Origin of the sequence: Variovorax soli NBRC 106424 (assembly GCF_001591385.1) — a bacterium.
GTDB classification, from domain to species: Bacteria; Pseudomonadota; Gammaproteobacteria; order Burkholderiales; family Burkholderiaceae_C; genus Variovorax; species Variovorax soli.
This window is the reverse complement of the sequence record NZ_BCUU01000057.1, coordinates 1-15019: the sequence shown is the minus strand read 5'-3', so window position 1 is coordinate 15019 and position 15019 is coordinate 1. Positions and strand designations below refer to the sequence as shown.

Below are 15019 nucleotides of genomic sequence, written 5' to 3'. Positions count from 1 at the left end.
GAAGGGGGACCTCCTTGGGGTTCGGGGCGGCGTTACAGCCAGGTGCCGCCGCTGGGCATGTGGATCTGGGTGTCGGGCGTGCCGCCCACGAAGAAGCCGCCGATGACGATGCTCAGGATCGAGATGAACAGGCTGGCGAACAGCGCTGTCCAGAAGCCCGACACCTTGAAGCCCTTGATGAACCAGGCCACCAGCAGCAGCACCAGCGCGTTGATCACCAGCAGGAACAGGCCGAAGGTGATCAGCGTGAGCGGCAGCGTCAGCACGATCAGCAACGGCTTCACCAGCGCGTTGGCCAGGCCCAGCAGCAGGGCGGAGCCGATCAGGGCGCCGGTGCTCTCGAAGCGGATGCCCTTGAAGACCAGGCTGGCGATCCACAGGCACAGCCCGGTGATGGCCCAGTGCAGGAAGAAGGCGGTGGCGTTTTGCAGCATGTTGTTGTTCGGCCGGTTGCTTGTTGTGAATGCCCGGAACGCGCAAGCCTGCTACTTGGCAAAACGCTTTCGCGTGAGCGCCAGCGCGATCCAGAACGACGCGATGGTATAGGCCGCCAGCACCAGCGCATGCACCGCCCAGCCCTCGGGCCACTGGTCCATGAACAGCGGGCGCACCAGCGCCACCGCGTTGGCCAGCGGCAGCCAGTTGGCAATGGCGTGCACCACGTCCGGCAGCTGCTCCAGCGGAAAGAACACGCCCGAGAGGAACATCATCGGCGTCATGAACAGCGTGAAGTAGTAGGTGAAGAAGTCGTAGCCCTTGGCCAGCGCATTGAAGATGAGCGCAATGCACGAGAAGGTGATGCCCACGCCCGCCAGCACCAGCCACGCCACGAGCAGCTTGGGGCTGTGGCTGATGCCCAGGCCCAGCATCACGAACAGGATGGCGGTGACGGTGAAGATGGCCTTGAACGCGGCCCACAGCATCTCGGCCAGCACGATGTCGTCCAGGCCGACGGGCGCGTTCATGATGCCGTCCCAGGTCTTTTGCACATGCATGCGCGAGAAGGCCGAATAGAGCGCCTCGAAGCTGGCCGCGTTCATCGCGCTCATGCAGATCGAGCCGCTGGCCAGGAACAGGATGTAGGGCACGTCGGTGCCGCCCACCGACACCGTGCCCACCAGTGCGCCCATGCCGTAGCCGAAGGCCACCAGCCAGATGAGCGGCTCGGCGATGTTGCCGATCAGGCTGGGGATGGCCAGCTTGCGCCACACCAGCAGGTTGCGCAGGAACACCGGCCACCAGCGCAGCGTGAGCTGCGGCGGCCGCCAGGGTGAGGGGGCGATGGGCGCGGCGGTGAGTGCTTGGGTGTTGTCCATGTCAGCCGTCCTCTCTGATCTGCCGGCCCGTCAGTTTGAGGAACAGGTCCTCCAGGTTGGCCGGGCGATGGAAGGTGCGCAGGCCCGCATGCTGGCCCAGGGCATCGAGCAGGCGGCGTGCGTCCTGCGTGTAGAAGAAGACCGTCTCGCCGCTCACCTCCACGCGCGCCGCCAGCTCCTTGAGCGGCGACTGGGCCAGCGCGAGCGCGCCGTTGCCGTACACCTCCACCACGTCGGGCTCCAGGTGCTGCGCGATCAGCTCGCGCGGGCGGCCCTCGGCGATCTTGCGGCCGTGGTCCAGCACGATCAGGCGCGAGCACAGGCGCTCGGCCTCGTCCATGAAGTGGGTGGTGAGCAGGATCGACTTGCCTTGCGCAAGCAGCAGCTGCAGGCGCTCCCACATCAGGTGGCGCGCCTGCGGGTCCAGCCCGGTGGTGGGCTCGTCCAGCATCAGCAGCTTGGGGTCGTTCACCAGGGCGCGCGCCAGCGACAGGCGCCGGCGCATGCCGCCCGAGAGCTCGCCCGGCTTGGCGTTGGCCTTGTGCGACAGCGCGGCGAATTCCAGCAGCTTGGGAACGCGGGCCGCCATCGCCTTCTTGCCGATGCCGAAGTAGCGGGCATAGACGATCAGGTTCTCGGCGCAGCTGAAGTCGGGGTCGAGCGTGTCGAACTGGCTCACCACGCCCAGCTGCGCCTTGATGGCTCGCGCATCCTGCGGCATGACGTGGCCCAGCGCCTCGATGCGGCCGGCGTCGGGCTCCGTCAGGCCCAGGCACATGCGGATGGTGGTGGTCTTGCCCGCGCCGTTGGGGCCGATCACACCCAGGCATTCGCCCGGCGCAATGTGGAAGGACAGGTCGTTGACCACGACCTGGTCGCCGTAGTGCTTGCGCAGGGCGGTGGCGGCAAAGAGCGGGGCGGCATTGTTTTGCACCGGGCCATTGTGGCCCAGCAGCGCCGGGCCATTGTTCGCGCCGGGGAAACAGAGAACCCGTGGAACCCGGCGAGGCCGGGCGCGCCGTGTGGGCTCAGCGGCCTTCGTTTTCCAACAGGAAGCCCAGCACGGCATCCATGAACTCGCCGGGCCGCTCGATGTTCGACAGGTGCACCGCGTCCAGCACCTGGAGCCGGGCGCCCGGAATGCCGCGCGCCAGTTCTTCGCCGTGCGCGAGCGATGTCACCGTGTCGTGCCGCCCGGCAATGACCAGCGTGGGGCGGTCGATCAGTGCGATGGTGCGGCGCAGGTCGGCATCGCGCACCGCGGCCCAGCTGCCCGCCACGCCTTCGCGCTGTGTGGCCAGCAGCGTCCGCCTGAAGGCCTGCACCGCCTCACCGTTGGCCGCCAGGGCCGGGGCGGGGAACCAGTTGCGCAGAAAGGTCTCGGCGGTCTCGCGCATGTCGGAGGCGGCCATCAGCCGGGCGATGGCCGGGTCCCACTGGGCGCGCGGGCCCAGGTGGGCGGCGGTGTTGGACAGCACCAGGCGGTCGACCCGTTCCGGGGCGTGAATGGCCATCCACTGCGCGATCCAGCCGCCCAGCGACAGGCCCAGCACATGCACGCGCTGCAGGTCCAGCTGGTCGAGCAACTCCAGCGCGTCGTGGCCCAGGCGGTCCAGCGAATAGGCGCCCGCCGGCGCGCCGGAGCCGCCGTGGCCGCGGGCGTCGTAGCGCAGCACGCGGAAGTGGCGCGACAGCTCGGGCACCTGCGCGTCCCACATGTGCAGGTCGGTGCCGATGGAGTTGGACAGCAGCAGCACCGGCAGATGGGCCGGGCCATCCAGCCGGTAGGCCAGGCGCACGCCGTCGCCGGTGGTGATGAAGGAAAGTTCGCCGTGGCTCATGCGGGCTCCATGTGGTATGACATGGAGCGGATCGTAGGAACGGCCGCCGCCGACGGATACTACAAAGTATGGAACGACTTTGTAGGCTGGAAGAACAATGATCGGCTTCACCCTGCACGAGCTGCAGTGCTTCGACGCGGTGGTGCGCACGGGCACCTTCCAGGCCGCCGGCGAGCTGCTGCATCGCTCGCACCCTTCCGTGTTCGCCGCCGTGGCCAAGCTGGAGCGGCACGCCGGCGTGGCGCTGCTGGACCGCGCTGGCTACCGCGTGCGCCTGACCGACGCCGGCCGATCCTTCCATCGCCGGGTGGGGGTGCTGCTGCGCGAGGCGCAGGAGCTGCACACCCATGCCCGCCAGCTGGCGATGGGCGAGGAAGCGCAGCTGCGCGTGGTGCTGGGCGATCTTTGCCCGCTGGGGCCGGTGCTGGAGCTGCTCGGCGGCTTCTTCGCGCAGGCCCCGGCCACGCGTCTGCACCTGCAGTTCGAGGCGGTGACCGGACCGTGGGAGCGCCTGCTGAATGACGAGGCAGAGCTGATGGTCCACCGCGCGCCCGCCGGCGACCTGCGCATGGAGACCATCGCCCTGGGCCGCGTGGCGCTGGTGCCGGTGGTGGCGCCGGGCTTCCTGCCGGATGGGGCGGATGCGGGGCCGCTCACGCCGCGCCAGCTGCAGGGGCGCACCCAATGCGTGGTGCGCGACTCGGCGCGCGAGCCGCAGGCGCAGGATCACTTTCTGGTGGAGGGCGCATTGCAGTGCTCCGTGCCCGACCACCTGATGAAGAAGGAGCTCATCCTGCGCGGCATGGCCTGGGGGCACCTGCCGCGCTTCCTGGTCGAGGACGAATTGCGCAGCGGCAAGCTGCGCTCCATCGCGGGCCGGCACTTTCCGGGCGTGGTCGAGGCGCTGGTTGCAGCGCGGCGCAGCGACAGGCCGCACGGGCCGGTGGCGCAACGGCTGTGGGCGTTCCTGGCCAGCCATGCGCCGGTGCTGTCGCCGGCGATGGGGCGCATGCCGCGCGTCGGCACTGCACGCTGAGGGTTTCGAGCGCAGTCAACGCTCAGCCGTGGACTGAACGGCTGTCGCCCGGCGCCTGCTCGCGCTCATCCATGCCGTAGTCGCGCACCACCTCGGCCACGCGCAGACGGTAGTCGGCGAACACCTGCTGGCGGCCGGCGGCCTGGGCGCGGCGGTGGGCCTCGCGCTGGCGCCATTGCGCCAGCGAGGCCTCGTCGCGCCAGAAGCTCAGGCTCAGCATCTTGTCCGGGTCGACGATGCTCTGGAAGCGCTCGATGGAGATGAAGCCGTCCATGGCTTCCAACTCGGCGCGCAGGCGCGCGGCCATCTGCAGGTAGGTCTCGCGCTGGCCGGGGGCGGGGCGCACTTCGAAGATCACGGCGTACATGCGGGGTCCTTCTTGTCGTTCAGGTTGCGGCGCGTCAGGCGTTGGCAAAGCAGGGAATGCGCGCATTGGCCGACGGGCGATAGCCCTGCAGCGCGGGCGGCGCCGCGCCGGGCCGAAGCCAGCGGCCCTGCTCGCGCAAGGCCAGCAGGCCGTAGGCGGCCAGCTGCTGCGCCAGCGCCTGGCCCGGGCAGGCATGCGGCCCGTGGCCGAAGCCGAGCAGGCGGCGCTGGCTGCGCTGCAGCTCGAACCGATCCGGCGCGTGGGCTTCGAAGGCCGGGTCGCGCTGGGCTGAAGCCAGCAGGAGCAGGATGGCATCGCCGGCCTGGAGATCGGCGCCCGAGAAATGAAGGGCTTCGGCGGCGAAGCGCCGTGTGTTCTGGACGGCCGGGTCGTGGCGCGCGGCTTCGGCCACCACGGCCAGCGCAATGGCGGGCCCTGCATCGGCATCGAAGCGTGCGCGCAGGCCGGGCTCGCGGCCCAGCGCCACCAGGCTGTTGCCGAGCAGGCCGGCGGTGGCTTCGCAGGTCTGCGACAGCAGGCCCACCAAGTTGGCCAGCAGCACGCGGCGCTGGACGGCAGAGTTGCCTTCGGCCTGCTGCATCGTGGCCGCCAGCAGGCTGGCGGGACGGGGCGATGGCGCGGCGAGTGCCTCGAACCCGGCCAGCAGTTGCATGGCGGCATGGCTGGCCTGCTGCAATGGCGCGCCGCTGGACAACGGCGACAGGCAGGCGACGAACTCGCGCGTCCAGGCGGCCAGCGGCGCCAGCTGCGAGCGATCGAAACCCAGCAGCGCCGCCACCGAGGCCACCGGCAGCCCGAAGCACCAGTCCTCCAGGCTGCGTGCCGACACGGCGATGGCTTGCGCGGCCTGCTGCACGGCGGCTTGCGCATCGTCCGCGTTCAGGCCGGCCAGCGCGCGCTGCAGCACCGGCTTGTGCGCCTCGTGCAGCGGGCCGTCGTTCATGCGCACCAGTCGGCCGAACAGTTCGCCCGCCGGTGTGCCCGCAATGGCGCGCGGCACCGGCTCGGCGGGCGGGCGCACGCGCAAGGCCGGATGAACCAGTGCGGCCAGCACCGTGTCCGCGCGGCTGGCGATCCACAGCCGCAGCGCCGGGTCGAAGACGAGCGCCGGCCCGTCGCGCAGACGCGCATAGAAGGGATACGGATCAGGATGGGTGACGGCGGCAATCGCGTCGGCAGGTGCGTTCGGGTTCATGGGGCGCAGTGTGCGGCGCGCCATGCCGCAACACTTCGTTCGCGGCCGAAGCGTGCCATCCGCGGCCACCTATGATGGCCCGCATGACGACGACCGATGCAGACCTGCGCCTGGCCAGCCTGGCCGCAGCCATCGCCGAGCCCGCCCGCGCCCGCATGCTGTGCAGCCTGCTGGACGGCCATGCGCGCACGGCCACCGAGCTGGCGGCAGTGGCCGAAGTGGCCGCCTCCACCGCGAGCGTGCACCTGGCTCGGCTGTGCGAGCAGAAGCTGGTGGACGTTCTGTCGCAGGGCAGGCATCGCTACTTCAGGTTGGCCGGCCCCGAGGTGGCCGCCGTGCTGGAAGGCCTGCAGGTCCTGGCCGGGGCGCCGCAGGCCAGCTTTCAGCCGAGCACCCCGAGCCGCCTGCGCGCGGCGCGCACCTGCTACGACCACATGGCCGGCGCGGCCGGCGTCGCGCTGCATGACCATCTGCAGCGCCGGGGCTGGCTTTTGAGCAGCGATGGCTCCAGCTACGAGTTGACGGCCGACGGTGCGCGCAGCATGGAGGCGTGGGGCGTGGATGTTGCGGCCGCGCGCGCCCGCAAGCGCCGCTTCGCATGCGCCTGCCTGGACTGGAGCGAACGCCGGCCGCACCTGGGCGGCGCGCTGGGCGCTGCCTGGCTCGATCTCTCGCTGCGGCGCGGCTGGGTCAAGCCGGACCTGGACAGCCGGGCCCTCTCGCTCACGCCCAAGGCGCGGCGCGAGGCCCAGGCGTTGTTCGGCATTGCGTTGTCTTAGCCACCTGTAGAGAGTCAGAATTGCTGCGCGTCAGCTGTCGGCCCGACTGCAGCCGTTCCTCGGTCATGCCCCGCAAAGCGAACATTCGCATCGTTGAGCCCCGCAGAGTCACTGCAATCTGGACTTCGACAACTATGGAACTGAGTGGAAAAGGCATCATCCAAGGCGCTTTCTTCGCCGCTTGCGTAGCGCTATTCGCCCTGTTGTATTTGGGCGCTTGGTTCCTGCGGAAGGTCCTGCCCGACGAGCATCCGGCGAGAAGCAGGCTCTCGTCGGACGGGCTCATGCAGGTCGCCAAGGTTCTCGCCGCTCTGCTGATCGCCACATACTTTGCGGGAGCAATCATTCTGTATGGTTAGGCTGCACCCGGCCAGGAGCGGAATCTCACCAAGGTCCGCTTGGAGGTGGCCCACCGGATGACGGGGCGCTCAGTGGACTGCGCAGGGCACCGCCGCTCATCTGCGGCATGTGGATGTAGGTCAGTCAAACCGGCTGGGCTAACATTCGCAGAGAGTCCAAGGATTGTTCTTCTCTAGACGAAGAGCGCTGCCTGGAAAATCGCCCAGCTACCGCATACCCCGAAATGAGGTAATGCAGTTTGTTAAACAAGCGGACCTATGACAGGGATGCCCCCAAAAATGTTGGAGCTAGAAAAGCTTGGTGTCCAAGCAGACGACGCGGCGTTGCTAATGAAAGCGCTAGATGAAGGGGCAGTCAACCTGCTCACTGGCGCGGGAGCAAGTTGGGGCGCAAAGGGTGGCGACGGCGCAGAACTCGGTGGCGGAGCAGAAGTTGCTCGAGAGTTGAATCAAAAGTTCGGACTCGAAAACCAGGAACCCGACTGCTCCAACTTGCAGCTGGTCTACGGGGACATCGCGGCAATGCCATCAAACCTTGGAGTATTGGCCGAATTCCTAAAGGCTCGATTCGTCAAGTGCGGCGTGACGTGGCAGCGAGAACTCCTGACGCTCCCATGGAAGCGCATTTGGACGCTCAATATTGATGACGTCCTGCAACGCGCAGCTAAAGCTGGCGACAGGCGTGCTTTGAAGTCTTCATCTTGGGATGACCCGATCGCTGTTCGCCCTTTAGGGGGCACCGAGCTCCAAGTCGTGTACCTCCATGGACGCGCATCTCAGATCGACAAGACTCCGGCCAGGATTATCTTTTCATTGAAGGACTATGCCGCGCGGCAGGAGGTGGCGCCTGGATGGCACTCTGAGTTCAGGTCCGAGTTCATTCGAAAGCCGTTCATCGTGTGCGGGGCTCGCCTACGGGACGAGTTCGATCTGTCAACGGTTCTTGACATCGGAAACAGATCACGTGAACGCGGCGGATGTCCCTCATTCATTGTGCTGCGTGGATTCGCGCCAGGGGAAGAAGCGCGCTTCCGTCGCCAAGGACTCGTGCCGGTGGCGGCGACGGGCGATGTCTTCTTCCGGGCGCTTTCCAGCGATTTTGATACGTACTTAGCCGCGCAGCCCGCTCAAACGCCCTCTTTCCATGCCGCAACCACAGCGGTACGTAGCAGTTTCCGCCTCCTCTCTCCAGCAGTACCGCGCCCGCGTAGGATGCTGGACTTCTACTCGTCCGCAGAAGCTCAATGGCACCACATTGTTGATGGCCTCGACGCATTTTTCGACGCGGCAAAACGAGCATCGCAATGGCTGAACGACAAGGCCACAGATGCTCGCGTCACCTTGATCGGCGGCGGCCCAGTGTGTGGCAAGACTAGCTCGGCGCTTCGAATCGCGTTCGAGCTGCAGCAACAAGGGTATGAAGCATGGCTGTTTCGCAGCGAGGAGCGGTTTGACGAGGCCATGCTGTGCGAGTACCTGTCGACAAAGCGCCCAACGGTCCTGGTTTTTGACGACTGCGCGGACTTCTCGAACTCGCTCACCGTGTTGATCCAACTGGCGCGCGATCGTGGAATACCTCTGCGCGTGGTCGCTACCACCGAGTCCTGGCGGCTACGCGGCGTACACGCGGACCTGCTCGATGCTGAAGTCCGCGTGATCGAGTTGGAGCCCGTCCCTCGCAAGCACTTTGACGGCCTCTTCTTCAGTCGAAAGTCAAGAGGTCGCCTTGGACGCTGTACTGGCATGAAGGCGGAAGACGCGTGGAACGATTTCAAGGACCACTCTAATCGGCGCGCGCTCGAGTGGTTTGAGAGCTTAGAAGGTGCCCTGCCGTATCGCCAAGCTATTTCGGAGGTTCTGGCGGGCGCCAGCAATGGCACGGGGATTGGCCGACCCCTCATCCTGACGTGCGCTGCAACTCATAGGTTTGGCCTCTCTTTGCCTTTTCAGTTTGCCACTGCGCTAGCAGGGGGAGCCGAGCTTGAGGCAGTTCTTGAGCCTCCGAATCCCTATTCGGATCTCGCTTTCTTGGATGAGCACGGCCTTCGGCTCCGGAGTAAATCATTCGCTGCATACGTTTGGGGACTTGCCACCCAGAAGGAGAAGTACGACATCTCGCTTTACTTGGCGAAGCAACTCTCGCCATTGGTCGTACCAAAGGCGATCTCTCGACGTACCTACCCGTATCGCATCTTGCGCGAACTCATGGACTGTGATGTCGTAGCAAATGATTTTCCTCAGTCCGCCGACCGGTGGTATGCGGACTTGCTTCCGCTGATGAGTTGGAACTCGCGGTATTGGGAGCAGAGAGCGCTACTCGCCGCTCGACGAGAGCAGGATGACACTGCTTACTCGTATGCAAAGACGGCGGTTTCGATCCAAAACCGAGACGCCTTTCCGCACACTACTCTTGGAACAATTTGCATGCAGATCAGTGTTCGTCGTACCGACGACGTCGGCGTCGAACGCTTATGGGAAGGTATTCGTGAGCTTGAGACGTCGCGACAACTTGCACGTGAGCGAGGCAATGAATGGGAACACCCGTATGTAGCTTTCTTCACCTATGCCGTGCGAGCCTGCCGGGTTCACCCATCTCAATTCCATCGCATAGAAGATACGTGGAACGAATGGATGCGTGCAGCGGGTAGCACGCGGCTCTTCCGGTTCGATAGCCATGGGCAGCAGCAGTTGGAAGGCTTTCGCAGGCAATGGCTTAGACAAGCCGTCAAGTAGCGTTAGGCCGCAAGAAGGCACCAGTCAAACGATGCGGATCATAAGACTCCCGAGGAACTGGATAAGCACTTCGCGTTGTCATGGACTCACTTGTTCAAACCGGACAGCGCGGGCGCGGCATCGCACCGCTGTCTCCTGCACAGTTCGAACGTTGATCGTCTCCTAACGGGCGCCGAATCCGGCGCTGCGCACTTCCGCAATGGGCCCCGAAGCCGCTGTTCAGTCCCCAATCCCCACGCCGCATCCAGCCAAGGCCTGAGTGCCACTGCGCGCCGGCGCGCAGTGGCACTCAGGCCTTGGCCCGCGCGACACAAGCACGCAGTCCTGGTTCCGGGCGGCCCCGACATCACATTCAACCCAGGGCCCGACGCCGCTATTCAAGGTATCCAGGTGGCCGACGTTCACGCGGGATCAGGTCAACAACCTTGCCTGTCGACACCACCAGCGCGCTTGACCGTCATCCCCTCCTTCTGCAAAAGCGCGATCACCGTCTCGCGGTGATCGCCCTGGATCTCGATCACACCGTCCTTGGTGGTGCCGCCCGAGCCGCAGGCGGACTTGAGTCGCTTGCCGAGCAGCGCGAGCGCCGGGTCATCGAGCGCCACGCCCTTGACCACGGTGACGCCCTTGCCTTTGCGGCCCTTGGTGTCCAGCGAAACCCGCACAATCCCGTCCGTGGCGGGACGCACGGCCGCCTGTTGCTGCTGCTGCCGGCGGCAGATGCATGCCGCCACCGGCTGGCCGCAGCCGGGGCAGATCCGTCCGCTCTCGGTGGAATACACCAGGCGGGTTGCCGCATCTGATTTCTTCAAGTTCTTCATTTCATGTCATTTCCACAGCTTGGCCTGATCCCTGCCCTGGTCCACGCGGCCGGCGAGGTGGGCTATTTCTCGCCCACGCCCATCCAGCAGGCGGCCATTCCGGCGATCCTGCACGGCCAGGACGTGCTGGGCCTGGCCCAGACCGGTTCGGGCAAGACGGCTGCATTTTCCCTGCCGCTGCTGCAGCGCTGGGCCCAGGCACAGCGGCACCGCTCGCGCCGCACCGTCCACACGCTGGTGCTGGTGCCCACGCGCGAGCTTGCGGCGCAGGTCGGCGAAACACTGCGCCTGCTGGCCCTGCGCCTGCCTGAACGTCCCAAGATCGCGGTGCTGTTCGGCGGCGTCTCGATCAATCCGCAGATGATGGCGCTGCGCGGCGGCGCCGACGTGGTGGTGGCCACGCCCGGGCGCCTGCTCGACCTGCTGGACAACAATGCCTTGCGGCTCGATCACGCCCGCGCACTGGTGCTCGACGAGGCCGATCGTCTGCTGGACCTGGGGTTTGCACAGGAGATGCAGCGCGTCCTCGCGGCGATGCCGTCGGGGCGGCAGAACCTCTTTTTCTCGGCGACCTTTGAGCCGGCTGTCGAGGCACTGGCCGCGCAACTGCTGCGCGATCCGCTGCGCGTCGAAGTCGAGGCCGCGCCCGAGACCACGCCCGACATCGCACAGCGCGCGATCGAAGTCGATCCGGGCCGGCGCACCCAGCTGCTGAGCCATCTGCTGCATCAGGAGAAATGGCCGCGCGTGCTGGTCTTCGTTGCCACCAAGCATGCCGCCGAAGTGGTGGCGCACAAGCTGCGCAAGACCGGCATCGCGGCCGAGCCCTTCCACGGCATGCTGGGCCAGGGCAAGCGCAGCCAGGTGGTGGCGGACTTCAAGGCCAGGCGCCTGCAGGTGGTGGTGGCGACCGACCTGGCAGCGCGCGGCATCGACATTGCGCAGCTGCCGGTGGTGGTCAACTACGACTTGCCGCGCTCGGCCGGCGACTACGTGCACCGCATCGGCCGTACCGGGCGGGCAGGCGAAAGCGGCCTGGCGCTGAGCTTCATTCCGGCCGATGGCGAAGCGCATTTCCGCCTGATCGAGAAGCGCCAGGGCTTGCGGGTGCCGCGCGAGCGCATTCCCGGCTTCGAGCCCACCGTGCCTGCAGCCACGGCGGCTGTGCAGGTTCCGAGCGGCGGTGGCGTCAAGGGCAGGCGCCCGAGCAAGAAAGACAGGCTGCGCGCCGCCCTGTCGGTCGCCGCCGCTTCCGCAGACACGCCATGAGCCTGCGCTGGCTGGATTTCGACTACAGCGAAGGCGACGACGACGTGGGCGTGTTCGACGCCCTGGCCTCGGTGCTGCCCGAGCATGCGGATGCGGTGCGTGCCGAGATCGACGCGGTGCTGGCCTGGGCGCAGGCCGAAGGCGGCCGGCGCGCGCCGGTGGAGGAGGGCGGGGACTGGGATGCCGAGCTGCAGCAGAGCCAGGACGCCGGCCCGCCCGCGCGGCACGAGTTCGGCCTGACGATCAGCGGCACGGCTGCCTTTTGCGAGGCTTTTCGCAGCCGCTTCTCGGTTTGACTCCTCTCCCCGCTGGGGAGAGGTTGGGTGAGGAGCATGCGCCGCGCGTGCCCTCACCCCGGCCCTCTCCCAGGGGGAGAGGGAGGAAGAGATTACTGAAACGCCACTTCTGCAAAGCTGCGCAGCTTGCGGCTGTGCAGGCGGCTGGAGCCTTCGCGGCGCAGGATGTCGATGGCCGCCATGCCGATGCGCAGGTGCTGTTCGACCCGCTCGCGGTAGAAGTGGTTGGCCATGCCGGGCAGCTTGATGTCGCCGTGCAGCGGCTTGTCGCTCACGCACAGCAAGGTGCCGTAGGGCACGCGAAAGCGGAAGCCGTTGGCGGCGATGGTGGCGCTTTCCATGTCCAGCGCCACCGCGCGGCTCTGGCTGAAGCGACGTTGCGGCTGGTTGCCCGGCAGCAGCTCCCAGTTGCGGTTGTCGGTACTGGCCACCGTGCCGGTGCGCATGAGCTTCTTGAGCTCCGGCCCGCTTACCTGCGTGACCTGCTCCACCGCCTTTTCCAGCGCGAGCTGGATCTCGGACAGCGCCGGAATCGGCACCCACAGCGGCAGCTCCTCGTCCAGCACATGGTCCTCGCGCACATAGGCGTGGGCCAGCACGTAGTCGCCCAGCTGCTGGCTCGGCCGAAGGCCCGCGCAGTGGCCCAGCATCATCCAGGCGTGCGGGCGCAGCACCGCGATGTGGTCGGTGATGGTCTTGGCATTGGCCGGGCCCACGCCGATGTTGACCATGGTGATGCCGCTGTGGTCCTCGCGCACCAGGTGGTAGGCGGGCATCTGCGGCAGCCGCGGCGGCGGCGTGCCCTGCGTGCCGTCCAGCAGGGCGGCAAAGGCTTCGGAGCAGCTGCCGGGCGCCAGCCCGCGCCGGCGCGTGACCACGTTGCCGGGCTCGACGAAGGCGATGTACTCGCTGTTCGGGTCGGTCATGGCCTCGCGGCCCAGGCGCACGAACTCGTCGATGTAGAACTGGTAGTTGGTGAACAGCACGAAGTTCTGGCACCAGTCGGGCGCGGTGCCGGTGTAGTGCCGCAGCCGGTGCAGCGAGTAGTCCACGCGCGCCGCGGTGAACAGCGACAGCGGCTGCGCCTCGCCCGGCTTGGGCTCGTAGGTGCCGTTGGCAATGCCGTCGTCCATGGCGCCCAGGTCGGGCAGGTCGAACACGTCGCGCATCAGCGCGCGGCGCTCGGGGCTCATCGAGCCTTCGATGTGCTCGTTCTCGGCAAAGGAGAAATGGATGGGAATGGGCTGCGTGCTGGTGCCCACCTCCAGCTCCACGCCGTGGTTCTCCAGCAGCAGGCGGAACTGCTCGCGGTAGTAGCGGCGAAACAGGTCGGGGCGGGTGAGCGTGGTCTCGAAGCGGCCGGGCCCGGCCACGAAGCCGTACGACAGGCCGTTGACCGCCGTGCCGCGCGCGCTGGTGTGCGTGTGCACCCGCACGAAGGGGTAGCAGGCGCGCACCCGGCCCGGCATGTCTTCGCCGGCCACGAAGCCCTGCATGGCGTCGCGCAGGTGCTGCAGGCCGCTCTTGTAGATGCGCTCGACCTGTTCGAGGGCAGCGCCGGCATCGGTGAAGCGCTGCGGGGCAATGAATTCGGGCATGTGCGACATAGGCGTTCCATTGTGCAACGGCGCCGTGACATCCGGCGCATGCCGGCCGCCCTGGCGCTCAGCCCACGCTGGGCTCGCGCATGGTCACGAACTCTTCCGCGGACGTGGGGTGGATGCCGATGGTGCGGTCGAAGTGCGCCTTGGTCGCGCCCGCCTGCATGGCCACCGCAAAGCCCTGGACGATCTCGCCGGCCTCGGCGCCGACCATGTGCAGGCCCACCACGCGGTCGGTCGCATCGTCGACCAGCAGCTTCATGAAGGTACGCTCGCTGCGGCCCGACAGGGTGTGGCGCAGGCTCTTGAACTCGGTGGCGTACACCGTGATCTGTCCGTCGCCGAAGCGCTTGCGCGCCTGCGCCTCGGTGTAGCCGCAGGTGGCGATGTTGGGATGCGTGAAGACGGCGGTGGGCACGAAGTCGTAGTCGGGCGGCTGGCGCGGGCTGCCGCCCTTTCGCCTGGGGTCGGGGAACAGCTCGTCCACCACCACCATGGCCTCGGCCAGCGCCACCGGCGTGAGCTGCAGCCGGGTCGAGACATCGCCCAGCGCGTAGACGCCGGGCTGCGAGGTGCGGTAGCCCTCGTCGATCCGGATGGCGCCGCGCTCGTCCAGTTCGATGCCGGCTTCGGCCAGGCCCAGCCCCTCGGTGTTGGGAATGCGGCCGGTGGCGAACAGCACCGCATCGGCGCGCAGTTCCTGGCCGCGGTCGAGCACCACCGTCAGCTCGTTGTCGGTGCGCCGGATCGAACTCACCTGCACGTTGCAGCGGATGTCGATGCCGTTCTTGCCCATCTCGTCCGCGATGAAGTGGCGCAGGTCCTCGTCGAAGCCGGTGAGCACGTGGGCGCGGCGCAGCAGCTGCGTCACCTGGGCGCCCAGGCCCTTGAAGATGGAGGCGAACTCGCAGGCGATGTAGCCGCCGCCCACCACCACCAGCCGCTGCGGAAAGGGGTCGAGGTCGAACATCGCGTCCGACACCACCGCGAGGTCGCGGCCCGGAAAGTCGGGCACGAAGGGGCGCCCGCCCGTGGCGACGATGACGTGGCGCGCCGTATGGCGCTCGCCGTTGACCTCGATGGCGTGCGCGTCGCCCTCGGCAAAGCGCGCATGGCCGCGCAGCACCTGCACGCCCGGGCCGTTGAGCAGGTTGAGATAGACGCCGTTGAGCCGGTCGATCTCCTTGGCGCGCTGCGCCTTCAGGTGCTGCCAGTCGAACTGGGGGGCGGAGGGCAGGTGCCAGCCGTAGCCCTCGGCTTCCTCGAAGGACTCGGCATAGCCGGCCGCGTAGCTGTAGAGCTTCTTGGGAATGCAGCCCACGTTGACGCAGGTGCCGCCCAGCGCGCCGGACTCGGCCAGCGCCACCCTGGCGCCGCGCGCCGCC

Annotated in this window: 15 protein-coding genes; 6 read left to right on the top strand and 9 right to left on the bottom strand. The window is 67.3% G+C overall.

Going from position 1 to position 15019, the window contains the following annotated elements:
• Nucleotides 1–32: 32 nt before the first annotated feature.
• The 4 genes from VSO01S_RS16700 to VSO01S_RS16685 form a co-directional block, all read right to left on the bottom strand.
• Nucleotides 33–434: a phage holin family protein gene (locus VSO01S_RS16700; protein WP_068643938.1), complete on the bottom strand. Its 402-nt coding sequence runs from the start codon at nucleotides 432–434 to the stop codon at nucleotides 33–35.
• A gap of 51 nt (nucleotides 435–485) precedes the next feature.
• Nucleotides 486–1316 (bottom strand): ABC transporter permease, encoded by an 831-nt coding sequence (locus VSO01S_RS16695; protein ID WP_068643937.1) that lies wholly within the window; start codon nucleotides 1314–1316, stop codon nucleotides 486–488.
• 1 nt (nucleotide 1317) lies between these two features.
• The gene (locus tag VSO01S_RS16690; protein WP_245684233.1) at nucleotides 1318–2250 is read right to left on the bottom strand and encodes an ATP-binding cassette domain-containing protein; all 933 of its coding nucleotides are present in this window, start codon (nucleotides 2248–2250) and stop codon (nucleotides 1318–1320) included.
• Between the two features lie 94 nt (nucleotides 2251–2344).
• Nucleotides 2345–3157 (bottom strand): alpha/beta fold hydrolase, encoded by an 813-nt coding sequence (locus VSO01S_RS16685; protein WP_068643936.1) that lies wholly within the window; start codon nucleotides 3155–3157, stop codon nucleotides 2345–2347.
• 97 nt (nucleotides 3158–3254) lie between these two features.
• On the opposite strand from VSO01S_RS16685, the gene VSO01S_RS16680 reads away from it, so the two are divergent.
• Nucleotides 3255–4193 carry a LysR family transcriptional regulator gene (locus VSO01S_RS16680; RefSeq protein WP_068643935.1) on the top strand — a complete coding sequence of 313 codons (939 nt, stop codon included), beginning with the start codon at nucleotides 3255–3257 and terminating at the stop codon, nucleotides 4191–4193.
• Between the two features lie 22 nt (nucleotides 4194–4215).
• On the opposite strand, the gene VSO01S_RS16675 is transcribed toward VSO01S_RS16680, so the two are convergent.
• Nucleotides 4216–4560 carry an antibiotic biosynthesis monooxygenase family protein gene (locus VSO01S_RS16675; protein WP_068643934.1) on the bottom strand — a complete coding sequence of 115 codons (345 nt, stop codon included), beginning with the start codon at nucleotides 4558–4560 and terminating at the stop codon, nucleotides 4216–4218.
• A gap of 34 nt (nucleotides 4561–4594) precedes the next feature.
• Entirely contained in the window at nucleotides 4595–5800 is a 1206-nt protein-coding gene (locus VSO01S_RS16670; protein ID WP_245684232.1) for a cytochrome P450, read from the bottom strand.
• Nucleotides 5801–5859: 59 nt separating this feature from the next.
• On the opposite strand from VSO01S_RS16670, the gene VSO01S_RS16665 reads away from it, so the two are divergent.
• From VSO01S_RS16665 to VSO01S_RS26795, 3 genes are all read left to right on the top strand, one after another.
• On the top strand, nucleotides 5860–6555 hold the full coding sequence (locus tag VSO01S_RS16665; RefSeq protein WP_068643953.1) for an ArsR/SmtB family transcription factor: 696 nt from the start codon (nucleotides 5860–5862) through the stop codon (nucleotides 6553–6555).
• A gap of 134 nt (nucleotides 6556–6689) precedes the next feature.
• On the top strand, nucleotides 6690–6914 hold the full coding sequence (locus tag VSO01S_RS16660; protein ID WP_068643933.1) for a hypothetical protein: 225 nt from the start codon (nucleotides 6690–6692) through the stop codon (nucleotides 6912–6914).
• Between the two features lie 279 nt (nucleotides 6915–7193).
• Nucleotides 7194–9647, top strand: coding sequence for a P-loop NTPase (locus tag VSO01S_RS26795; protein ID WP_161944450.1), 2454 nt, complete (start codon nucleotides 7194–7196; stop codon nucleotides 9645–9647).
• A gap of 416 nt (nucleotides 9648–10063) precedes the next feature.
• Here VSO01S_RS26795 and VSO01S_RS16650 read toward each other — a convergent pair whose 3' ends face one another.
• A complete protein-coding gene (locus tag VSO01S_RS16650; protein WP_068643931.1) occupies nucleotides 10064–10468 on the bottom strand; it encodes a translation initiation factor Sui1 in 405 nt (134 codons plus the stop codon).
• 3 nt (nucleotides 10469–10471) lie between these two features.
• Between VSO01S_RS16650 and VSO01S_RS16645 the strand changes: the two genes are divergently transcribed.
• Complete coding sequence (locus VSO01S_RS16645) at nucleotides 10472–11737, top strand: DEAD/DEAH box helicase (RefSeq protein WP_068643930.1); 1266 nt, start codon at nucleotides 10472–10474, stop codon at nucleotides 11735–11737.
• The gene (locus VSO01S_RS16640) at nucleotides 11734–12033 is read left to right on the top strand and encodes a hypothetical protein (RefSeq protein WP_068643929.1); all 300 of its coding nucleotides are present in this window, start codon (nucleotides 11734–11736) and stop codon (nucleotides 12031–12033) included. Before VSO01S_RS16645 ends, VSO01S_RS16640 begins: the two co-directional genes overlap by 4 nt.
• Before the next feature lie 92 nt (nucleotides 12034–12125).
• On the opposite strand, the gene VSO01S_RS16635 is transcribed toward VSO01S_RS16640, so the two are convergent.
• Entirely contained in the window at nucleotides 12126–13640 is a 1515-nt protein-coding gene (locus VSO01S_RS16635; RefSeq protein ID WP_068643928.1) for an AMP nucleosidase, read from the bottom strand.
• A gap of 58 nt (nucleotides 13641–13698) precedes the next feature.
• Nucleotides 13699–15019, bottom strand: a 1321-nt coding sequence (gorA, locus tag VSO01S_RS16630) for a glutathione-disulfide reductase (RefSeq protein WP_068643927.1), incomplete at its 5' end; no start/stop codon positions are given.